The organism is Pseudomonas sp. NPDC087814 (genome assembly GCF_044742865.1).
In the GTDB taxonomy this organism is placed as follows: Bacteria; Pseudomonadota; Gammaproteobacteria; order Pseudomonadales; family Pseudomonadaceae; genus Aquipseudomonas.
In genome coordinates, this window is the sequence record NZ_JBIUVK010000002.1 from 174,396 (window position 1) to 189,784 (window position 15,389).

Genomic DNA, 15,389 nt, shown 5'->3' on the forward strand with positions numbered 1-15,389 from the left:
TTTGTTTGGGCGCGGCCAGGAGGTTTGCCTATGTATTGGAGTCATGATTGATCATGACCCGTTGCTGTGTACTTCAATTCTTCGTCTGGCTTTGGCCGGACGTTTTCATTTCCGGGGTTTGGTGATTTTCTCAAGACGCCTGCTTTCGGAATAATCCTTCAAATATTTAATTTAATAACGCCACGGTCATACCGATTGGTATTCCGGACGTGTGCGCGTCAGTCGAGTTTAGCCATTAAGTATCGGAATTGGACTACCTGTTTGTCAGAGTCGACGGGCTTATTTGATTATTAGGATAGGCGTAGGTTGAGTTTCATCACGAAAAGATTTGTAGCGTTTGCAGTTCTTGCAAGCCCCCAACTTCATTGAGTTGCGCTCTCCGGAGTAGGAGCCAGTCAGAACTGTTGGAGACAAAACCATGATGTTCTCTTCCGTTCCGCCAGTCGCCGCGTCACTCATTGCCACCACCGAAAACATCTTGCATATCGCCCCTGCATCGCGTGGCTGGAAAGCTGATGCACCCGGCAACGTGGTGTTTTTCCCGCCGACGTTAACCAAGCAGGCTCTGCTTATACAGATTGCACTGCTGCGCCCATCAACGCTCGTTGTCGCAGACCAGGTTATTGATGCCGACGTCATCAACCAATGGCGTATATCCCACCCATTTGGCGAACTCTATTTGGTCCGCAGAGGTACAAGTCTGGATAAGATCCGATTGGATCTGTGCGAGCGCAACAATGTTCGAGTGATTAACACGCCAGGGGTCAATGCGCCGCATGTTGCTGCCTATATTGCGCACTGGCTGACGCTGGCCGATGGCTCCTTGCCCCATGACATCTGTGTGCTGGGATACGGCAATGTAGGGAAAGAGCTTGTTAAGTTGTTGCTTGCTCGAGATCCGGATGTTCGGATTAAGGTGTTGGATCGACGCGATCGAGTGTCGGACAGTTTCGGGAAAGCCTCTTCCGATTGTAGGGTTTCATTGGTTGACGACTGGCTTGAGGCGCTCGAGGGGGCCAATGCAGTCGCCCTATGCTTATCCCTGAATGATGAATCCATTTATCGCATTGATCGGACCCTCATTCAGTGCCTGCACAGAAAGGCTCGCCTTGTCTGTGTCGCCAAGCCGGATGTCTTTAGCGACGATGCATTGCAGACCCTGGCAGTCTCCGAAGATATCCAGCTCATATTGGACTACGGCCCCAGGACACTGGATGCGTTTCGGGTGCGCACACAAGCGCTCGGCTGCAGTGTCTCCACATGGTACAAGCCGGCGACGCTGACCACACAGGCGGCCACCACCGAAGCCTGCCATTGCGACCTCGACTATGCGGTCTCGGTGCAACTGAGCTTGATGGCCTTGCGCGGCCTTGTCCGGCGCAAGCTTGCACACTCATTGGCGATCCCCTCTCGGCAAGCCGATGCCGGTGCGCCGCGTGTGTCGATCATCGGCAGAGGTATCAACGGGCTGCTCCAAGCCGTGATGTTCCGCCTGGCAAATTATCAGGTCACGGTTTACGGAGGAAATCAGCAGCGCGATGGTGTCAGTCACAAGCAGGTGAACATGCGTCATCTGTCAGCAACGGAGACGACTGCAAAACCGCTGCCTAACGATTACCTGACTCCCGCAAATCAGTACCTGGCCATTGAGTGCAATCGCGCAGGCATCGAGCTGTTTGAAAAATTCCTGGCCGACAACCCATCGCTGGCACGATTTGCACGATCGCGAATTGTACGAGCCTATGTGGACGACTCCAGTGGCACGGAGGCCGCAATCCGCGAGCAATGGGATATTGAAAACAGGCCTTGGCCGAGTGGCAAGCCGGGGCGAGAGCTTGCAGAGATCAGTCAGCTGCAATTCCAGGCAATGTATGGAGTTCCCGAGGTCGGGCGGGCGATTGAGGTGTCGGGCTACGATCTGGAATTTATCCATTTAATGGATGAGATGGTGACGCTTTTGCAGCGCTCAGGGGTTGAGTTCCTGCCACGGCACCTGAGTCCGGTCCAAATTGCCGATCTGAGTAGAGAGCACTTTGTCGTCACGGCCATGGGGGTGGACGAGCCAGAGGTCATCCCGATCATTGGCTGGTTTTTCAAGCTGCGCGCCGTTGATGATGAAGGTGTCGACATGCGCGGACTCAAGCTGGAGTACGACCTGCCAATCGGCGTCATGAATTGCCGCCTGGACGGGAACTGCATCCTTGTTTCCGCCGGGCAGGTGCCGCCCGATTCGACGCCGCAGTACAAGGAACAGATACGGGCGGCGTGCCTGGCTGCCGTTTCTCGACACTTTCCAAAGTCCTGCAGCCGCGCAATCGAACGTGGCGACTTGCAACAAATCGAATGTGCCAGGCCCGGCACCGCAGATGGACTTTCAATCGTGCATTGGTCCGCCTACAACCGCATTGTCGCGGGGGCAACTTATGCCGGGGGCACCACGCAGGGATTGGTATGGGCGTCTTTGGTCCAGGAAGTCATCCAGGCCAGAGCGCCGGCCGTTTCGGCAGTATGGGAATAAAAAAAACGGGTGCGACATCCGACGTCGCACCCGCTGAAGAAAGCTACTTTCAACTATTCGTTCAGATCGCCCGAGCCGCAACAGCCTCCGGACGACGGGACAGCAAACTCACCAGCACAAAACTCACCAGGCCCACGCCCAGGCTGTAGTAGATTGGTGTATTGGCGTCCAAACCATCCTTGATCATGAACACCAACGCGGTCACAAAACCCAGGGTCATGGAGGTGATCGCCCCGGAAGTCGTCGCACGTTTCCAGAAAATCGCCCCGATCAGCGGGATCAACATGCCGCCCACCAACAGGTTGTACGCCAGGGTCAGTGCGCTGATCACATCACTCACCACCAGCGCGATACCCAACACGGCGATACCGGTCAGCAAGGTAAACAGACGGTTGATCTTCAAGCTTGACTGCTTGCCACCACGCAGGCGCGGCAGCAGGTCTTCGGTCAATACGGTGGAAGCGGCGAGCAAGCCGGCGCTGGCGGTGGACATCATCGCAGCCAGTGCAGCGGCGATCACCAGGCCGCGGATACCGTCGGGCAGCGAGACTTTGACGATGGCGGCGAACGCATTGTTGACGTTGTCCAGGTCCGGGATCAGTACGTGGGCGGCCATGCCGATCAGCGCACAGGCCAGGCCGTAGAGGATGCAGTAGAAACCGGCGAAGGTGCCTGCGTACTGGGCGACCTTTTCGTCACGGGCGGTGAACACCCGTTGCCAGATGTCCTGGCCGATCAGGATGCCGAAGAAGTAGATCATGAAGTAGGTGATGATGGTGTCCCAGCCGATTTCAGTGAAGCTGAAATTCGACGCGGGCAGCTTGGCCACCAATTCATCCCAACCGCCGACGCGGTACAGGCAGATTGGTAGCAGGATAAACATCAGGCCGACCGTCTTGATCACGAACTGCACGATGTCGGTCAGGGTCAGCGACCACATGCCGCCAATGGTCGAGTACACCACCACCACGCCACCGCCTACCAATACCGACATCCAGAAGGGCAGGTCGAACAACACTTGCAGCACGGTGCCGATGGCCAGGATCGAGGTCACGCCGATCATCAGCGCGTAGGCCAGCATGATCACCGCACTGGCCTGGCGGGCCATGGGGTTGTAGCGTTTCTCCAGGACCTGGGTCACGGTGAAGATTTTCAGCTTCAGCAGCGGCTTGGCCAGGAACAGGTTCAGCGCAATGATCCCCGCGCCCAGCGCGGCGCACAGCCAGAAACCGGAAATACCATGTACATAGCCCAGGCGCACGGTGCCGACGGTGGACGCACCGCCCAGCACCGTGGCAGCCATGGTGCCCATGTACAGCGTCGGGCCGAGGTTGCGGCCGGCCACCAGGTAGTCTTCATGGGTCTTGGCGCGGCGCATGCCGTAGTAGCCGAGCACCAGCATGCCGGCGGCGTAGATGAGGACGACGAATAGATCTAAGGCCATGACGGCGAGTCTCCGATTATCTTTTTTATGTGGGGCTAAAGGGGGCTGTGTGGCGAGGGAGCGTGCTCCCGCTGGGCTGCATTGCAGCCCCAATCCATTCCACGCAATTCATCAGGCAGCCTCGCGACTGCTGCGCAGTCGAACGGGAGCAGGCTCCCTCGCCACAGTCGGTCCGTAGACGGCAGCCGGTTCAGGGAACACGCGAAGCAGTGTCAGGTACACCAGCGAGGCCAGGCCCAGGGTCACCGGCAAGCTGATGTCGATGCCGTCGGCGAGGTTGCCCAGCGGCCCGACAAACTGCCCCGGCAGGTTGACGAAGCACAGGCCCACCAGCGCACTCGGGATCCAGGCCCCCAGGCCGCGCCAGTTCCAGCCATGGCTGAACCAGTAGCGCCCGCCGGTTTCGCCGCGAGTGAACACCTGCAGGTCATCCGGGCAGTAGTAACCCCGGCGCACGATTAGGCCGATGATCATCATCACCATCCACGGCGTGGTGCAGGTGATGATCAGCACGGCGAAGGTCGACACGCTCTGCACCAGGTTGGCGGCGAAACGTCCGATAAAGATGAAGGCAATCGACATCACCCCGATCAGCAGCGTTGCCTTGACCCGGGACAGCAGGCGCGGGAATACGCTGGACATGTCCAGGCCGGTGCCATACAGCGAGGTGGTGCCGGTGGACATGCCGCCGATCACCGCGATCAGGCACACCGGCAGGAAGAACCAGCTCGGTGCCACCGCCAGCAGGCCGCCGACGTAGTTGTTGGCCGCGATATAGTCCGGTGCCTTGACCGCCACAATGGTCGCGGTGGCCAGGCCGAACAGGAACGGGATCAAGGTGGCGATCTGCGCGAACACCACCGCCAGCATGATCCGCACCTTCGAGGTTTCCCGCGGGATGTAGCGCGACCAGTCACCGAGGAACGCGCCGAAGGAAATCGGGTTGCTCATGGCCACCAGTGCTGCACCGATAAACGCCGCCCAGAAGCCGGTCTGGCCGAGGGCAACGGTGCCGGCGAAGTGGCTGTCGAAGGCCGGCGCGAAGGCGAAGATCCCCAGCAGGAACAGCAGGCTCGCCGCCCACACTGCGATGCGGTTGACCCACAGCATGAAGCGAAAGCCGTAGATGCACACCGTCAGCACGAGAATGGCGAAGACGCCGTAGGCCAGGCCCAGGGTCAGGTCGGTTTCCGGCAAGCCCACCAGACGTTTCGCACCGCCCACCAGCGCATCGCCTGAACTCCACACCGACAGTGAGAAGAACGCAATAGCGGTCAGCAGCGACAGGAACGAGCCGACAATCCGCCCGTGCACACCAAAATGCGCACCGGAAGACACGGCGTTGTTGGTGCCATTGATCGGACCGAACAGACCCATGGGGGCGAGGATCACCGCACCCACCAGCACGCCCAGCACAATCGCCCAGACGCCGGCCTGGAACGACAAGCCAAACAGCACCGGAAAGCTCCCCAGCACGGCGGTGGCGAAGGTGTTGGCACCGCCGAAAATCAGGCGAAACAAATCCTTCGGCCCGGCGGTACGTTCGTGGTCCGGGATCTGTTCGACGCCGTTGGTTTCTATGTTGCGAATACTGTTTTCGTTGTTTTTATTATTCATGATCTGCTCCGATCACATTGGCTAATGGGGCGGCAGCCCTTCCGGCATAGCGGACAAATGTTCGTGACAGGCCAGCCACAGGCCTTCTTTTTGTTGTGTGCGAACCCCTTGCCGCTTGAAGACAATGGTCTCGCGTTCCTGGCTAAAGAATTGCTCCCCGTTCATGCGCAGCTCGGTGGCCACGTCATGCACAAATACCGCGACGTCACCGTGCAGGCTGACGAAAGCGTTGCTTGAGGTGCAGGAAAGCACCTCAAATCCCTCGTCCCGGCGCCAGCTGTCCCACAACACCTGGTAGGCATCGCGACTCAGCAGCGGCTGGGGGAGGGTGTAGAACACGAAGCTGGCGTCGGCACTGAACGCACCGAAGTAGGCATCGCGATCATTGCGGGCGAAGGCCGACACCAGGTCGGCCGCGGCTTTTAATACCTCGGCCTGGGCGTTCATCAGCGGTGCGCCACGCCCGGCAGTACGCAGAGCATCTCGTACAGCAGGTTGGCGCCCAGCAGCGAGGTGTTGCCGGTGGTGTCGTACGGCGGCGAAACTTCTACCAGGTCGCAACCAATCAGATCCAGGCCTTGGCAGCCGCGGATGATTTCAATCGCCTGGATCGTGGTCAAGCCACCGATTTCCGGGGTGCCGGTGCCGGGCGCCCAGGCTGGGTCGATGCCGTCGATGTCGAAGCTCAGGTACACCGGGCCACCGCCGACTTTCTCGCGCACTTCAGCCATCAGGGGCGCCAGCGAGTGATGCCAGCATTCTTCGGCCTGGACCACACGGAAGCCCTGTTTGCGGCTCCAGTTGAAGTCTTCGGCGGTGTAGCCCTGGGCGCGCAGGCCGATTTGCACCACGCGGTCGCAATCCAGCAAGCCTTCTTCCACCGCGCGGCGGAAGGTGGTGCCGTGGGCGATTTTCTCGCCGAACATGTGGTCGTTGACGTCGGCGTGGGCATCGATGTGCACCAGCCCGACCTTGCCGTGTTTCTTGTGGATCGCCCGCAGGATCGGCAGGGTGATGGTGTGGTCACCGCCCAGGGTCATCGGGATCACATTGTGTTCGAGGATCTCGTCGTAGGCTTCTTCGATGATGCGCACGGCGTCCAGCAGGTTGAAGGTGTTGATCGCCACGTCGCCGATGTCGGCAACCGACAGCGAGTCAAACGGCGCGGCGCCGGTGGCCATGTTGTAAGGGCGGATCATCACCGATTCGGCGCGAATTTCCCGCGGCCCGAAGCGGGTGCCGGCACGCAGGGAGGTGCCGATGTCCAGGGGCACGCCGACGAAGGCGGCATCCAGGCCCTTGGCCGATTGCAGATGGGGAAGACGCATCATGGTGGCGATGCCGGCGAAGCGCGGCATTTCGTTGCCGCCCAGTGGTTGGTGGAAAATCTTGTCCACGGGATTGCCTCATCGTTTTGTTTATTAGAAGCCGATTCTGCGAAATGCATGGGAAGGGAAGAATCGGCAGGGGCAAATACTTAGTTCAGATTTTTCTAAACTAATGCCTGAGGTAAACTCGGTTCAAATGTGGGAGCGGGCTTGCTTGCGAATACGGTGTGTCAGTCACGGAGGGTTCGATTGATCCACCGCATTCGCGAGCAAGCCCGCTCCCACAGGTTTTATGTTTGCCTCTGGAGAGCCCATGGCCAACGCCTTGCCCGACCTGAAACTCCTGCGCATCTTCGTCAGCGTCGTGCGGCACCAGGGTTTCGCCAATGCCCAGCACGAACTCAACCTGTCGACCTCGGCCATCAGCACTTACATGAGCCAGCTGGAAGCCGCGTTGGGCCTGGTGCTGTGCCATCGCGGGCGGGGCGGGTTCAGCCTCACCAGCAAGGGCGAGTTGTTCCATCAGGAAACCCTGCGCCTGCTGGGCGAGCTGGAAGGCTTCGAGCAATACGCCGCCGCGCTCAAAGGCGAACTGCGCGGCACCCTGAAACTCGGCGTACTCGACTCCACCGTCAGCGACAAGGCCTTGCCGTTTGCCGAAGTGATCGGCGCCTACAGTCAGGAACACCCGGCGGTGCATTTGCACCTGTCGGTGATGAGTCCTTACGAGTTGCAACTCGGCGTCCAGGATAATCGCCTGGACCTGGCCATCGGTGCGTTTTCCAACCGGATGAGCGGGCTGATCTATATGCCGCTGTACCGCGAACAGCACTGGCTGTATTGCAGCACCCGTCACCCATTGTTCAACGAGCGGCGCATTCCCGAACAAGTCATCACCCAGCAACGCATGGTCGGTCGTGGTTACTGGAGCCAGGCCGAACTGGCGCGTCACGGCTTCAAGCACAGCGCCGCCACGGTGGAAAGTATGGAGGCGCAATTGATCCTGGTGCTGTCCGGCGCCTATATCGGCTACCTCCCGGAACACTACGCCCAGGCCTGGGCCGACAAAGGGGATTTGCGGGTACTGCTGCCGGCGACCTTTGGTTACCAGGCGCCGTTCTCGATGATCATGCGCCGGGGCCGCAGCCGCGAACCCCTGATCCAGACCTTCCGCGATTTACTCAAAGCCCAGCTCAACCAGGCCTGAAAACCCATGTCCAGACCCCAATGCTCCCGCTGCCTGCGGCCCACCACCCATTGCCTGTGCGCGCTGATTCCCCGGCTGGATAGCCGAACCCGGGTGTTGCTGTTGCAGCATCCGAGTGAGGTCAATCACGCCTTGAATACCGCGCGGTTGGCGGCGCTTGGCTTGGTGAATGCGCAGTTGGTGGTGGGGGAGGTGTTTGAGGATTTGCAGGCGTTGTTGAATCCGCCGGGTTATCAGGCGCGTCTGTTGTTTCCGGATGAAAATGCCCAACCCTTGCAGGCCTATACGCCATCCGACGAACCGTTGCTGTTGGTGGTGCCGGACGGTACCTGGCGCAAGGCGCGCAAGTTGCTGCACCTCAATCCTTTATTGGCGGCGCTGCCTCGGGTGACGCTGGCGGAAGGCGCCGTGTCCCGTTATCGGCTGCGCAAGGCACCGGGGCCCGGAGCGTTGTCGACGGTGGAGGCCATCGTGCAGGCGTTGCAGGTGCTTGAAGCGCCCACCTCATTTGAGCCGCTGCTGAAACCGTTCGAGGCATTGATCGAAGGACAGATTGCCGCGATGGGCGATGAAGTGTTCCAGAGAAACCACGGCCCCGCCTGACTTATTCCATTAAGCGATAAGCACCACACTTTGCGTGATATGGCCCGCCAGCCTTTCCCGGTATGATAGTCGCCCCCGCAGTCTGGATTGCGAATACGCCATGACCTTGCAGTACCCCACCATCGCCGATTGCGTCGGCAACACCCCGCTGGTCCGCTTGCAGCGCCTGCCGGGCAACACCAGCAATACCTTGTTGCTCAAGCTCGAAGGGAACAACCCGGCCGGCTCGGTCAAGGACCGCCCGGCGTTGTCGATGATCACCCGCGCCGAGTTGCGTGGGCAGATCAAGCCCGGCGACACCCTGATCGAAGCCACCTCCGGTAACACCGGGATTGCCCTGGCCATGGCCGCGGCGATCAAGGGCTACAAGATGGTCCTGATCATGCCCGACAACGGCAGCGCCGAGCGCAAGGCGGCGATGACCGCCTACGGCGCCGAGTTGATCCTGGTCACCCAGGAAGAAGGCATGGAAGGCGCCCGCGACCTCGCCGAGCGTATGGCTGCCGAAGGCCGTGGCCTGGTGCTGGACCAGTTCGCCAACGGCGACAACCCCGAGGCGCACTACACCACCACTGGCCCGGAAATCTGGCGCCAGACCCAGGGCACCATCACTCACTTCGTGAGTTCGATGGGCACCACCGGCACCATCATGGGCAATTCGCGCTACCTCAAGGAGCAGAATCCCGAGATCCAGATCGTCGGCCTGCAACCGATGGAAGGCGCAGCGATCCCGGGGATCCGTCGTTGGCCCGAGGAGTACTTGCCGAAGATCTACAACGCGGCTCGCGTCGATCGCATCATCGACATGGCCCAGCGTGAAGCCGAAGACACCACCCGCCGCCTGGCCCGTGAAGAAGGCATCTTCTGCGGCGTGTCGTCCGGTGGCGCGGTGGCCGGGATGTTGCGCTTGTCCCAGGAGTTGGAAAACGCGGTGATCGTCGCGATCATCTGTGACCGTGGCGACCGTTACCTGTCGACCGGCATTTTCGACGCGCCCAACTGATGGCCAAGCACGAGAGAGGCCTGCGCTTCCAACCGACGGGCGGCAGCCGGGCCCCACAGATTCCTGTAGGCAAGAAGCAGCGCCTGACCATCGAGCGCCTGGCCAACGACGGCCGTGGCATTGTGTTCTTTGAAGGCCGCACCTGGTTTGTCGTGGGTGCGCTGGCCGGCGAAGAGGTGGAAGCGCGGGTGTTGGGCGCCCACGGCAAAGTGGTCGAGGCGCGCACCGAGCGCGTATTTACCGCCAGCGAACTGCGCCGTCCGGCACCCTGTGTGCACGCCGGCCGCTGTGGCGGTTGCAGCCTGCAACACTTGCCCCATGACGAACAACTCGCCCTGAAACAGCGCATGCTCGCCGAGCAATTATCCCGTGTGGCAGGTGTCGAACCCCAGGAGTGGGCCGCGCCTTTGAGCGGGCCGGAATTCGGCTATCGTCGCCGCGCCCGCGTGGCCGTGCGCTGGGATGCCAAGGCGAAGAAACTCGAGGTCGGCTTTCGTGCCGTGGCCAGCCAGGACATCGTCGCCATTGACGATTGCCCGGTGCTGGTACAGGCCTTGCAACCGATCATGCAGCGTTTGCCCAACATGCTGCGGCGCTTGAGCAAGCCTCAGGCGTTGGGGCATGTGGAATTATTCAGTGGTTCGTCGATTGCCGTGTTGTTGCGACACATGGCGCCCTTGTCCGAAGCGGACCTGACGATCCTGCAGGAATTTTGCACGTTCCATGAAGCCCAACTGTGGCTGCATGGCGAGGGCCAGCCGCAACCGGTCGAACCAGACCAGGCCTTGGGCTATCGTCTGGAACCGTGGGATTTGCAGTTGGCGTACCGCCCGGGAGACTTTGTGCAGGTCAACGCCGGGGTCAACCAGGCGATGGTCGCCCAGGCGCTGGATTGGCTGGCGCCGAAGCCCGGCGAGCGGGTGCTGGATTTGTTTTGTGGCTTGGGCAACTTCGCCTTGCCGCTGGCCCGCCAAGTGCGGGAAGTGGTGGCGGTGGAAGGCGTGCAGGCCATGGTGGACCGGGCGGCACAGAATGCCGTCAGCAATAATTTGCATAATGTTCAGTTTTTTCAGGCCGATTTGTCCCAGCCTTTGACCGACGCGGAATGGGCCAAACAGGGCTTTTCTGCGGTACTCTTGGACCCACCCCGCGATGGTGCCCTGGAGGTTGTGCGCAAGCTCGCTACCCTGGGGGCTGATCGCCTGGTGTATGTGTCCTGTAATCCGGCAACGCTGGCGCGGGACACGGTCGAGTTGGTCAAGCAAGGCTACCGGCTAAAACGTGCCGGGATCCTCGACATGTTTCCCCAGACGGCCCATGTCGAGGCCATGGCGTTATTTGAAGCGGGCTAGGATGCCCGTTTAATCCGACTGGCCTGCATCTCCTGGGCCTGTGACCTGCCAGGGAGCGTGCACAAGCTTTTTTTGTAAAGCAGGTCAGCGATGATTTTGACGCACTAAAAGGTGCGTCGTAGGGAAGGTAAGCAAGATGGTACAGGTGAGAGCACACCAGCCGATCAACACCGACGGCAGTATCAATCTCGAGGCATGGCTGGATCATGCCATCAGTGTCGACCCGGCACTGGACCGTGAAGCCTTGAAAGCAGCCTGCGAGTTCGCTCGTGAGTCTGAACAGCAAGACAATGCGGCGAAGAACCTGTGGGCCGAAGGCACTTCAAGCTTTCGCACCGGGTTGGAAATCGCCGAGATCCTCGCCGATCTCAAGCTCGATCAGGATTCGCTGATCGCGGCGGTGCTGTATCGCGGCGTGCGCGAAGGGCACATTCAGCTGCCCACCATCAGCCAGCGTTTCGGCACCGTGGTGGCCAAGCTGATCGACGGCGTGCTGCGCATGGCGGCGATCAGTGCCAGCCTCAGCCCGCGCCAGTCGATGGTGCTGGGCACCCAGGGCCAGGTGGAAAACCTGCGCAAGATGCTGGTGGCGATGGTCGACGACGTGCGCGTCGCCTTGATCAAGCTGGCCGAGCGTACCTGCGCGATTCGGGCGGTGAAAACCGCCGACGACGAAAAGCGCAACCGCGTCGCCCGCGAGGTGTTCGACATCTACGCGCCGCTCGCCCACCGCCTGGGCATCGGCCATATCAAGTGGGAACTGGAGGACTTGTCCTTCCGTTACCTCGAACCCGATCAATACAAACAGATTGCCACGCTGCTCCATGAGCGGCGGCTGGACCGTGAGCGCTTTATCGCCGACGTGATGAGCCAGTTACGCACGGAATTGCAGGCCACCGGCGTTGAAGCCGACATCAGCGGCCGGGCCAAACACATCTATTCCATCTGGCGCAAAATGCAGCGCAAGGGCCTGGCCTTCAGCCAGATCTACGACGTGCGCGCCGTGCGTGTGCTGGTGCCGGAAATGCGCGACTGCTACACCGCGCTGGGTATCGTGCACACGCTGTGGCGGCACATCCCCAAGGAATTCGACGACTACATCGCCAACCCCAAGGAAAACGGTTACCGCTCGTTGCACACGGCGGTGATCGGCCCCGAGGGCAAGGTGCTGGAAGTGCAGATCCGCACCCACGCGATGCACGAAGAGGCGGAGCTGGGCGTATGCGCTCACTGGCGCTACAAGGGCACCGACGTCAAGGCCGGGTCGAACCAGTACGAAGAGAAAATCTCCTGGTTGCGCCAGGTGCTGGAGTGGCACGAAGAGCTGGGCGACATCGGCGGTTTGGCCGACCAGCTGCGGGTAGATATCGAACCTGACCGGGTCTACATCTTCACCCCCGACGGCCACGCGATCGACCTGCCCAAGGGCGCCACACCGCTGGATTTTGCGTACCGGGTGCACACCGAGATCGGCCACAACTGCCGTGGCGCCAAGATCAACGGGCGCATCGTGCCGCTCAACTACAGCCTGCAGACCGGTGAACAGGTCGAGATCATTACCAGCAAGCACGGTACGCCGAGCCGCGACTGGCTGAACCCGAACCTGGGCTACATCACCACGTCCAGGGCGCGGGCGAAGATCGTCCATTGGTTCAAGTTGCAGGCGCGCGACCAGAACGTCGCCGCCGGCAAGACCTTGCTCGAGCGCGAATTGGCACGCCTGGGCCTGCCGCAGGTGGACTTCGACAAGCTGGCCGAAAAGGCCAACATGAAGATCGCCGAAGACATGTTCGCCGCCCTCGGTGCCGGCGATCTGCGCCTGGCGCAGTTGGTCAACCTGGCCCAGCAACTGGTTGAGCCGGAGCGGGGCAGCGAGCAGTTGGAACTGATTCCACGCAAGGCCACCGGCTACAAGCCGGGCAAGCGCGGCGATATCCAGATCCAGGGCGTCGGCAACCTGATGACGCAAATGGCCGGCTGCTGCCAGCCATTGCCGGGCGACGCCATCGTCGGTTACATCACTCAGGGCCGCGGGGTGAGCATTCACCGCCAGGACTGTGCCTCGGTGTTGCAACTGGGCGGGCGCGAGCCGGAGCGGATCATCCAGGTCAGTTGGGGCCCGGTGCCGGTGTTGACCTATCCGGTGGACATCATCATTCGTGCCTACGACCGTTCCGGGCTGCTGCGTGATGTGTCGCAGGTGCTGCTCAATGAGCGGATCAACGTGCTGGCGGTCAACACCCGCTCGAACAAAGAGGACAACACGGCGCTGATGTCCCTGACCATCGAAATTCCGGGGCTGGACGCGTTGGGTCGGTTGCTGGGGCGTATTTCCCAGTTGCCGAACATCATTGAGACCCGGCGTAATCGCACGCCATGAGTAGCTGGACGAGCGCGGACTGAACTGTGGGAGCGGGCTTGCTCGCGAAGGCGGTGTGTCTGTCAAATATCAGGCAACTGACACGACGCCTTCGCGAGCAAGCCCGCTCCCACATTTGATCCTCAGCGTTCCCACTTCTGCGGAAAGAGACTGATGTATTCACTTGAAGACCTGCTGCACCTGATGAACCGCCTGCGCGACCCGCAATACGGTTGCCCGTGGGACATCAAGCAAACCTACGCCACCATCGTCCCCCACACCCTGGAAGAAGCCTACGAAGTCGCCGATGCGATCGAGCGCGGGGATTTTGATCACCTGCAAGGTGAGCTGGGCGACCTGTTGTTCCAGGTGGTGTATTACAGCCAGCTGGCGCGGGAAGAAGGGCGCTTCGAATTCGCTGGGGTGATCGACAGCATTACCCGCAAGTTGATTCGCCGTCACCCGCATGTGTTTCCCACGGGAGACTTGTACGCGCCGCTGGATATTCCGCAGCTGAGCGAAGAGCAGGTCAAGCAGCGTTGGGAAGAAATAAAGGCCGAGGAGCGTGCGGAAAAATCCGACGCACCGGAGCAACTGTCCTTGCTGGATGATGTACCCACGGCCTTGCCGGCGCTTTCCCGCGCCGCCAAATTGCAAAAGCGCGCCGGGCAGGTGGGTTTCGACTGGCCGGCCGCGTTGCCCGTGGTGGATAACGTGCGCGAAGAGCTGGATGAGGTGCTCGAAGCCATGGCCGATAACGACCCGGCCGCCATCGCCGATGAAGTAGGTGACCTGCTGTTTGCGGCGGTCAACCTGGCCCGTCACCTCCAGGTCGACCCGGAAGCAGCCTTGCGTTTAGCCAACGCTAAATTCGAACGACGTTTCCGATTTATCGAACAGGCATTGCGCGAGACCCACCGTCCCATAGAAGATTGCACCCTCGAAGAGTTGGACGCCCTGTGGGGCGAAGCCAAACGCCAGGAAAAGAATCTGTCCAGCTGCGGCTGAGCCGTTGCCCAAGTGAGTAAGCACCATGAGCATTTCCCTTCGCGACCAGTTGCTCAAAGCAGGCCTGGTCAACCAAAAGCAGGCCAAGCAGGTCGGCAAAGAGAAACAGAAACAGCAGCGCCTGGTGCATAAAGGCCAGGCCGAAGCGGACGACAGCCAGGCGCGCCTGGCCATCCAGGCGCATGCCGAGAAGGTCAAGCGCGACCAGGAGCTGAACCGTCAGCAGCAAGAAAAGGCCGAGGCCAAGGCCCGCGTTGCGCAGGTCAAGCAATTGATCGAAACCTCGCGCCTGCCCAAGCTGACCACCGAGGACTACTACAACTTCGTGGATGACAAGAAGGTCAAGCGCCTGTCGGTCAACACGCTGATGCGTAACAAGCTGAGCAACGGCTCCCTGGCGATCGTGCATCACGGTGGCGGTTACGAGGTGATCCCGCGCGAAGCCGCGCTGAAGATCCAGGAGCGGGCGCCGGAGCGCATCGTCCAGATGAACGTGCTGACCGAAAGCCAGGTGCCGGATGAGGATGATCCGTACGCCGCCTACCAGATCCCTGACGACCTGATGTGGTAATGCGTTAGAAACACACATTGTGGCGAGACGGCTTGTTGTGGCGAGGCAGCTTGCTCCCGCTGGGGCGCGAAGCGCCCCCAAAATCCCAACCCCCAACCCCCAAAACACAAACCCCGCTCAAAAGGCGGGGTTTGTGTTTATAGACACTCCAGCTGCGTGGGGCTGGTTATCTACAGGATTTCAGAGTTTCAGGAGCTTTGCGCCTGGCGTTTCATCTCAAGGGTCTCGAGCTCGTTTTTATAATTATGAGCTTCGGCCTCGTCGTGAAACATGCCGACCAGCAGGTCTTGCTGGTGTACATCCCAGATGTGAATCCCGTGGGCTACTGCTTCGTGGGACATATGTTCATCGTCGCGTTCAGTTACTTTTACAGTCATCT

At 60.5% G+C, this 15,389-nt stretch carries 13 protein-coding genes; 8 read left to right on the top strand and 5 right to left on the bottom strand.

The window, feature by feature from the left end; genetic code table 11:
• Window positions 1-418: 418 nt before the first annotated feature.
• Window positions 419-2,518 carry an FAD-dependent oxidoreductase gene (locus ACIOMR_RS02880; protein WP_401192085.1) on the top strand — a complete coding sequence of 700 codons (2,100 nt, stop codon included), beginning with the start codon at window positions 419-421 and terminating at the stop codon, window positions 2,516-2,518.
• A gap of 61 nt (window positions 2,519-2,579) precedes the next feature.
• On the opposite strand, the gene ACIOMR_RS02885 is transcribed toward ACIOMR_RS02880, so the two are convergent.
• The 4 genes from ACIOMR_RS02885 to speB all read right to left on the bottom strand — a co-directional run bounded on the left by ACIOMR_RS02885 (window position 2,580) and on the right by speB (window position 6,976).
• Window positions 2,580-3,962 (bottom strand): sodium:solute symporter, encoded by a 1,383-nt coding sequence (locus ACIOMR_RS02885; RefSeq protein ID WP_003210730.1) that lies wholly within the window; start codon window positions 3,960-3,962, stop codon window positions 2,580-2,582.
• 111 nt (window positions 3,963-4,073) lie between these two features.
• Window positions 4,074-5,579, bottom strand: coding sequence for a cytosine permease (locus ACIOMR_RS02890; RefSeq protein ID WP_177028531.1), 1,506 nt, complete (start codon window positions 5,577-5,579; stop codon window positions 4,074-4,076).
• A 21-nt stretch (window positions 5,580-5,600) separates the two neighbouring features.
• Window positions 5,601-6,026 carry a YybH family protein gene (locus ACIOMR_RS02895; RefSeq protein ID WP_401192088.1) on the bottom strand — a complete coding sequence of 142 codons (426 nt, stop codon included), beginning with the start codon at window positions 6,024-6,026 and terminating at the stop codon, window positions 5,601-5,603.
• Window positions 6,026-6,976, bottom strand: a complete 951-nt coding sequence (gene speB, locus ACIOMR_RS02900; protein WP_003210733.1) for an agmatinase — start codon at window positions 6,974-6,976, stop codon at window positions 6,026-6,028. Before speB ends, ACIOMR_RS02895 begins: the two co-directional genes overlap by 1 nt.
• Window positions 6,977-7,220: 244 nt before the next feature.
• Here speB and ACIOMR_RS02905 point away from each other — a divergent pair, with 244 nt between their 5' ends.
• The 7 genes from ACIOMR_RS02905 to ACIOMR_RS02935 all read left to right on the top strand — a co-directional run bounded on the left by ACIOMR_RS02905 (window position 7,221) and on the right by ACIOMR_RS02935 (window position 15,010).
• Window positions 7,221-8,114, top strand: coding sequence for a LysR family transcriptional regulator (locus ACIOMR_RS02905; RefSeq protein ID WP_003210734.1), 894 nt, complete (start codon window positions 7,221-7,223; stop codon window positions 8,112-8,114).
• Window positions 8,115-8,120: 6 nt separating this feature from the next.
• Window positions 8,121-8,717 carry a tRNA-uridine aminocarboxypropyltransferase gene (locus ACIOMR_RS02910; RefSeq protein ID WP_003210735.1) on the top strand — a complete coding sequence of 199 codons (597 nt, stop codon included), beginning with the start codon at window positions 8,121-8,123 and terminating at the stop codon, window positions 8,715-8,717.
• A 100-nt stretch (window positions 8,718-8,817) separates the two neighbouring features.
• Window positions 8,818-9,720: a cysteine synthase CysM gene (cysM, locus tag ACIOMR_RS02915; protein WP_003210736.1), complete on the top strand. Its 903-nt coding sequence runs from the start codon at window positions 8,818-8,820 to the stop codon at window positions 9,718-9,720.
• Entirely contained in the window at window positions 9,720-11,072 is a 1,353-nt protein-coding gene (gene rlmD / locus ACIOMR_RS02920) for a 23S rRNA (uracil(1939)-C(5))-methyltransferase RlmD (protein WP_401192094.1), read from the top strand. Before cysM ends, rlmD begins: the two co-directional genes overlap by 1 nt.
• 136 nt (window positions 11,073-11,208) lie before the next feature.
• The gene (relA, locus tag ACIOMR_RS02925) at window positions 11,209-13,452 is read left to right on the top strand and encodes a GTP diphosphokinase (RefSeq protein WP_008438176.1); all 2,244 of its coding nucleotides are present in this window, start codon (window positions 11,209-11,211) and stop codon (window positions 13,450-13,452) included.
• A gap of 153 nt (window positions 13,453-13,605) precedes the next feature.
• On the top strand, window positions 13,606-14,439 hold the full coding sequence (mazG, locus tag ACIOMR_RS02930) for a nucleoside triphosphate pyrophosphohydrolase (protein WP_003210739.1): 834 nt from the start codon (window positions 13,606-13,608) through the stop codon (window positions 14,437-14,439).
• 25 nt (window positions 14,440-14,464) lie between these two features.
• Window positions 14,465-15,010 (top strand): DUF2058 domain-containing protein, encoded by a 546-nt coding sequence (locus tag ACIOMR_RS02935; RefSeq protein ID WP_003210740.1) that lies wholly within the window; start codon window positions 14,465-14,467, stop codon window positions 15,008-15,010.
• A gap of 188 nt (window positions 15,011-15,198) precedes the next feature.
• On the opposite strand, the gene ACIOMR_RS02940 is transcribed toward ACIOMR_RS02935, so the two are convergent.
• Window positions 15,199-15,387 carry a hypothetical protein gene (locus ACIOMR_RS02940; protein ID WP_003210741.1) on the bottom strand — a complete coding sequence of 63 codons (189 nt, stop codon included), beginning with the start codon at window positions 15,385-15,387 and terminating at the stop codon, window positions 15,199-15,201.
• Window positions 15,388-15,389: the final 2 nt, after the last annotated feature.

Excerpts from the sequence above, each read along its gene's own strand:
- ACIOMR_RS02880 (WP_401192085.1), top strand. The coding sequence starts at position 419 with ATGATGTTCTCTTCCGTTCCGCCAGTCGCCGCGTCACTCATTGCCACC.
- ACIOMR_RS02885 (WP_003210730.1), bottom strand. The coding sequence starts at position 3,962 with ATGGCCTTAGATCTATTCGTCGTCCTCATCTACGCCGCCGGCATGCTG.
- ACIOMR_RS02890 (WP_177028531.1), bottom strand. The coding sequence starts at position 5,579 with ATGAATAATAAAAACAACGAAAACAGTATTCGCAACATAGAAACCAAC.
- ACIOMR_RS02895 (WP_401192088.1), bottom strand. The coding sequence starts at position 6,026 with ATGAACGCCCAGGCCGAGGTATTAAAAGCCGCGGCCGACCTGGTGTCG.
- ACIOMR_RS02905 (WP_003210734.1), top strand. The coding sequence starts at position 7,221 with ATGGCCAACGCCTTGCCCGACCTGAAACTCCTGCGCATCTTCGTCAGC.
- ACIOMR_RS02910 (WP_003210735.1), top strand. The coding sequence starts at position 8,121 with ATGTCCAGACCCCAATGCTCCCGCTGCCTGCGGCCCACCACCCATTGC.
- cysM (WP_003210736.1), top strand. The coding sequence starts at position 8,818 with ATGACCTTGCAGTACCCCACCATCGCCGATTGCGTCGGCAACACCCCG.
- rlmD (WP_401192094.1), top strand. The coding sequence starts at position 9,720 with ATGGCCAAGCACGAGAGAGGCCTGCGCTTCCAACCGACGGGCGGCAGC.
- relA (WP_008438176.1), top strand. The coding sequence starts at position 11,209 with ATGGTACAGGTGAGAGCACACCAGCCGATCAACACCGACGGCAGTATC.
- mazG (WP_003210739.1), top strand. The coding sequence starts at position 13,606 with ATGTATTCACTTGAAGACCTGCTGCACCTGATGAACCGCCTGCGCGAC.
- ACIOMR_RS02935 (WP_003210740.1), top strand. The coding sequence starts at position 14,465 with ATGAGCATTTCCCTTCGCGACCAGTTGCTCAAAGCAGGCCTGGTCAAC.
- ACIOMR_RS02940 (WP_003210741.1), bottom strand. The coding sequence starts at position 15,387 with ATGACTGTAAAAGTAACTGAACGCGACGATGAACATATGTCCCACGAA.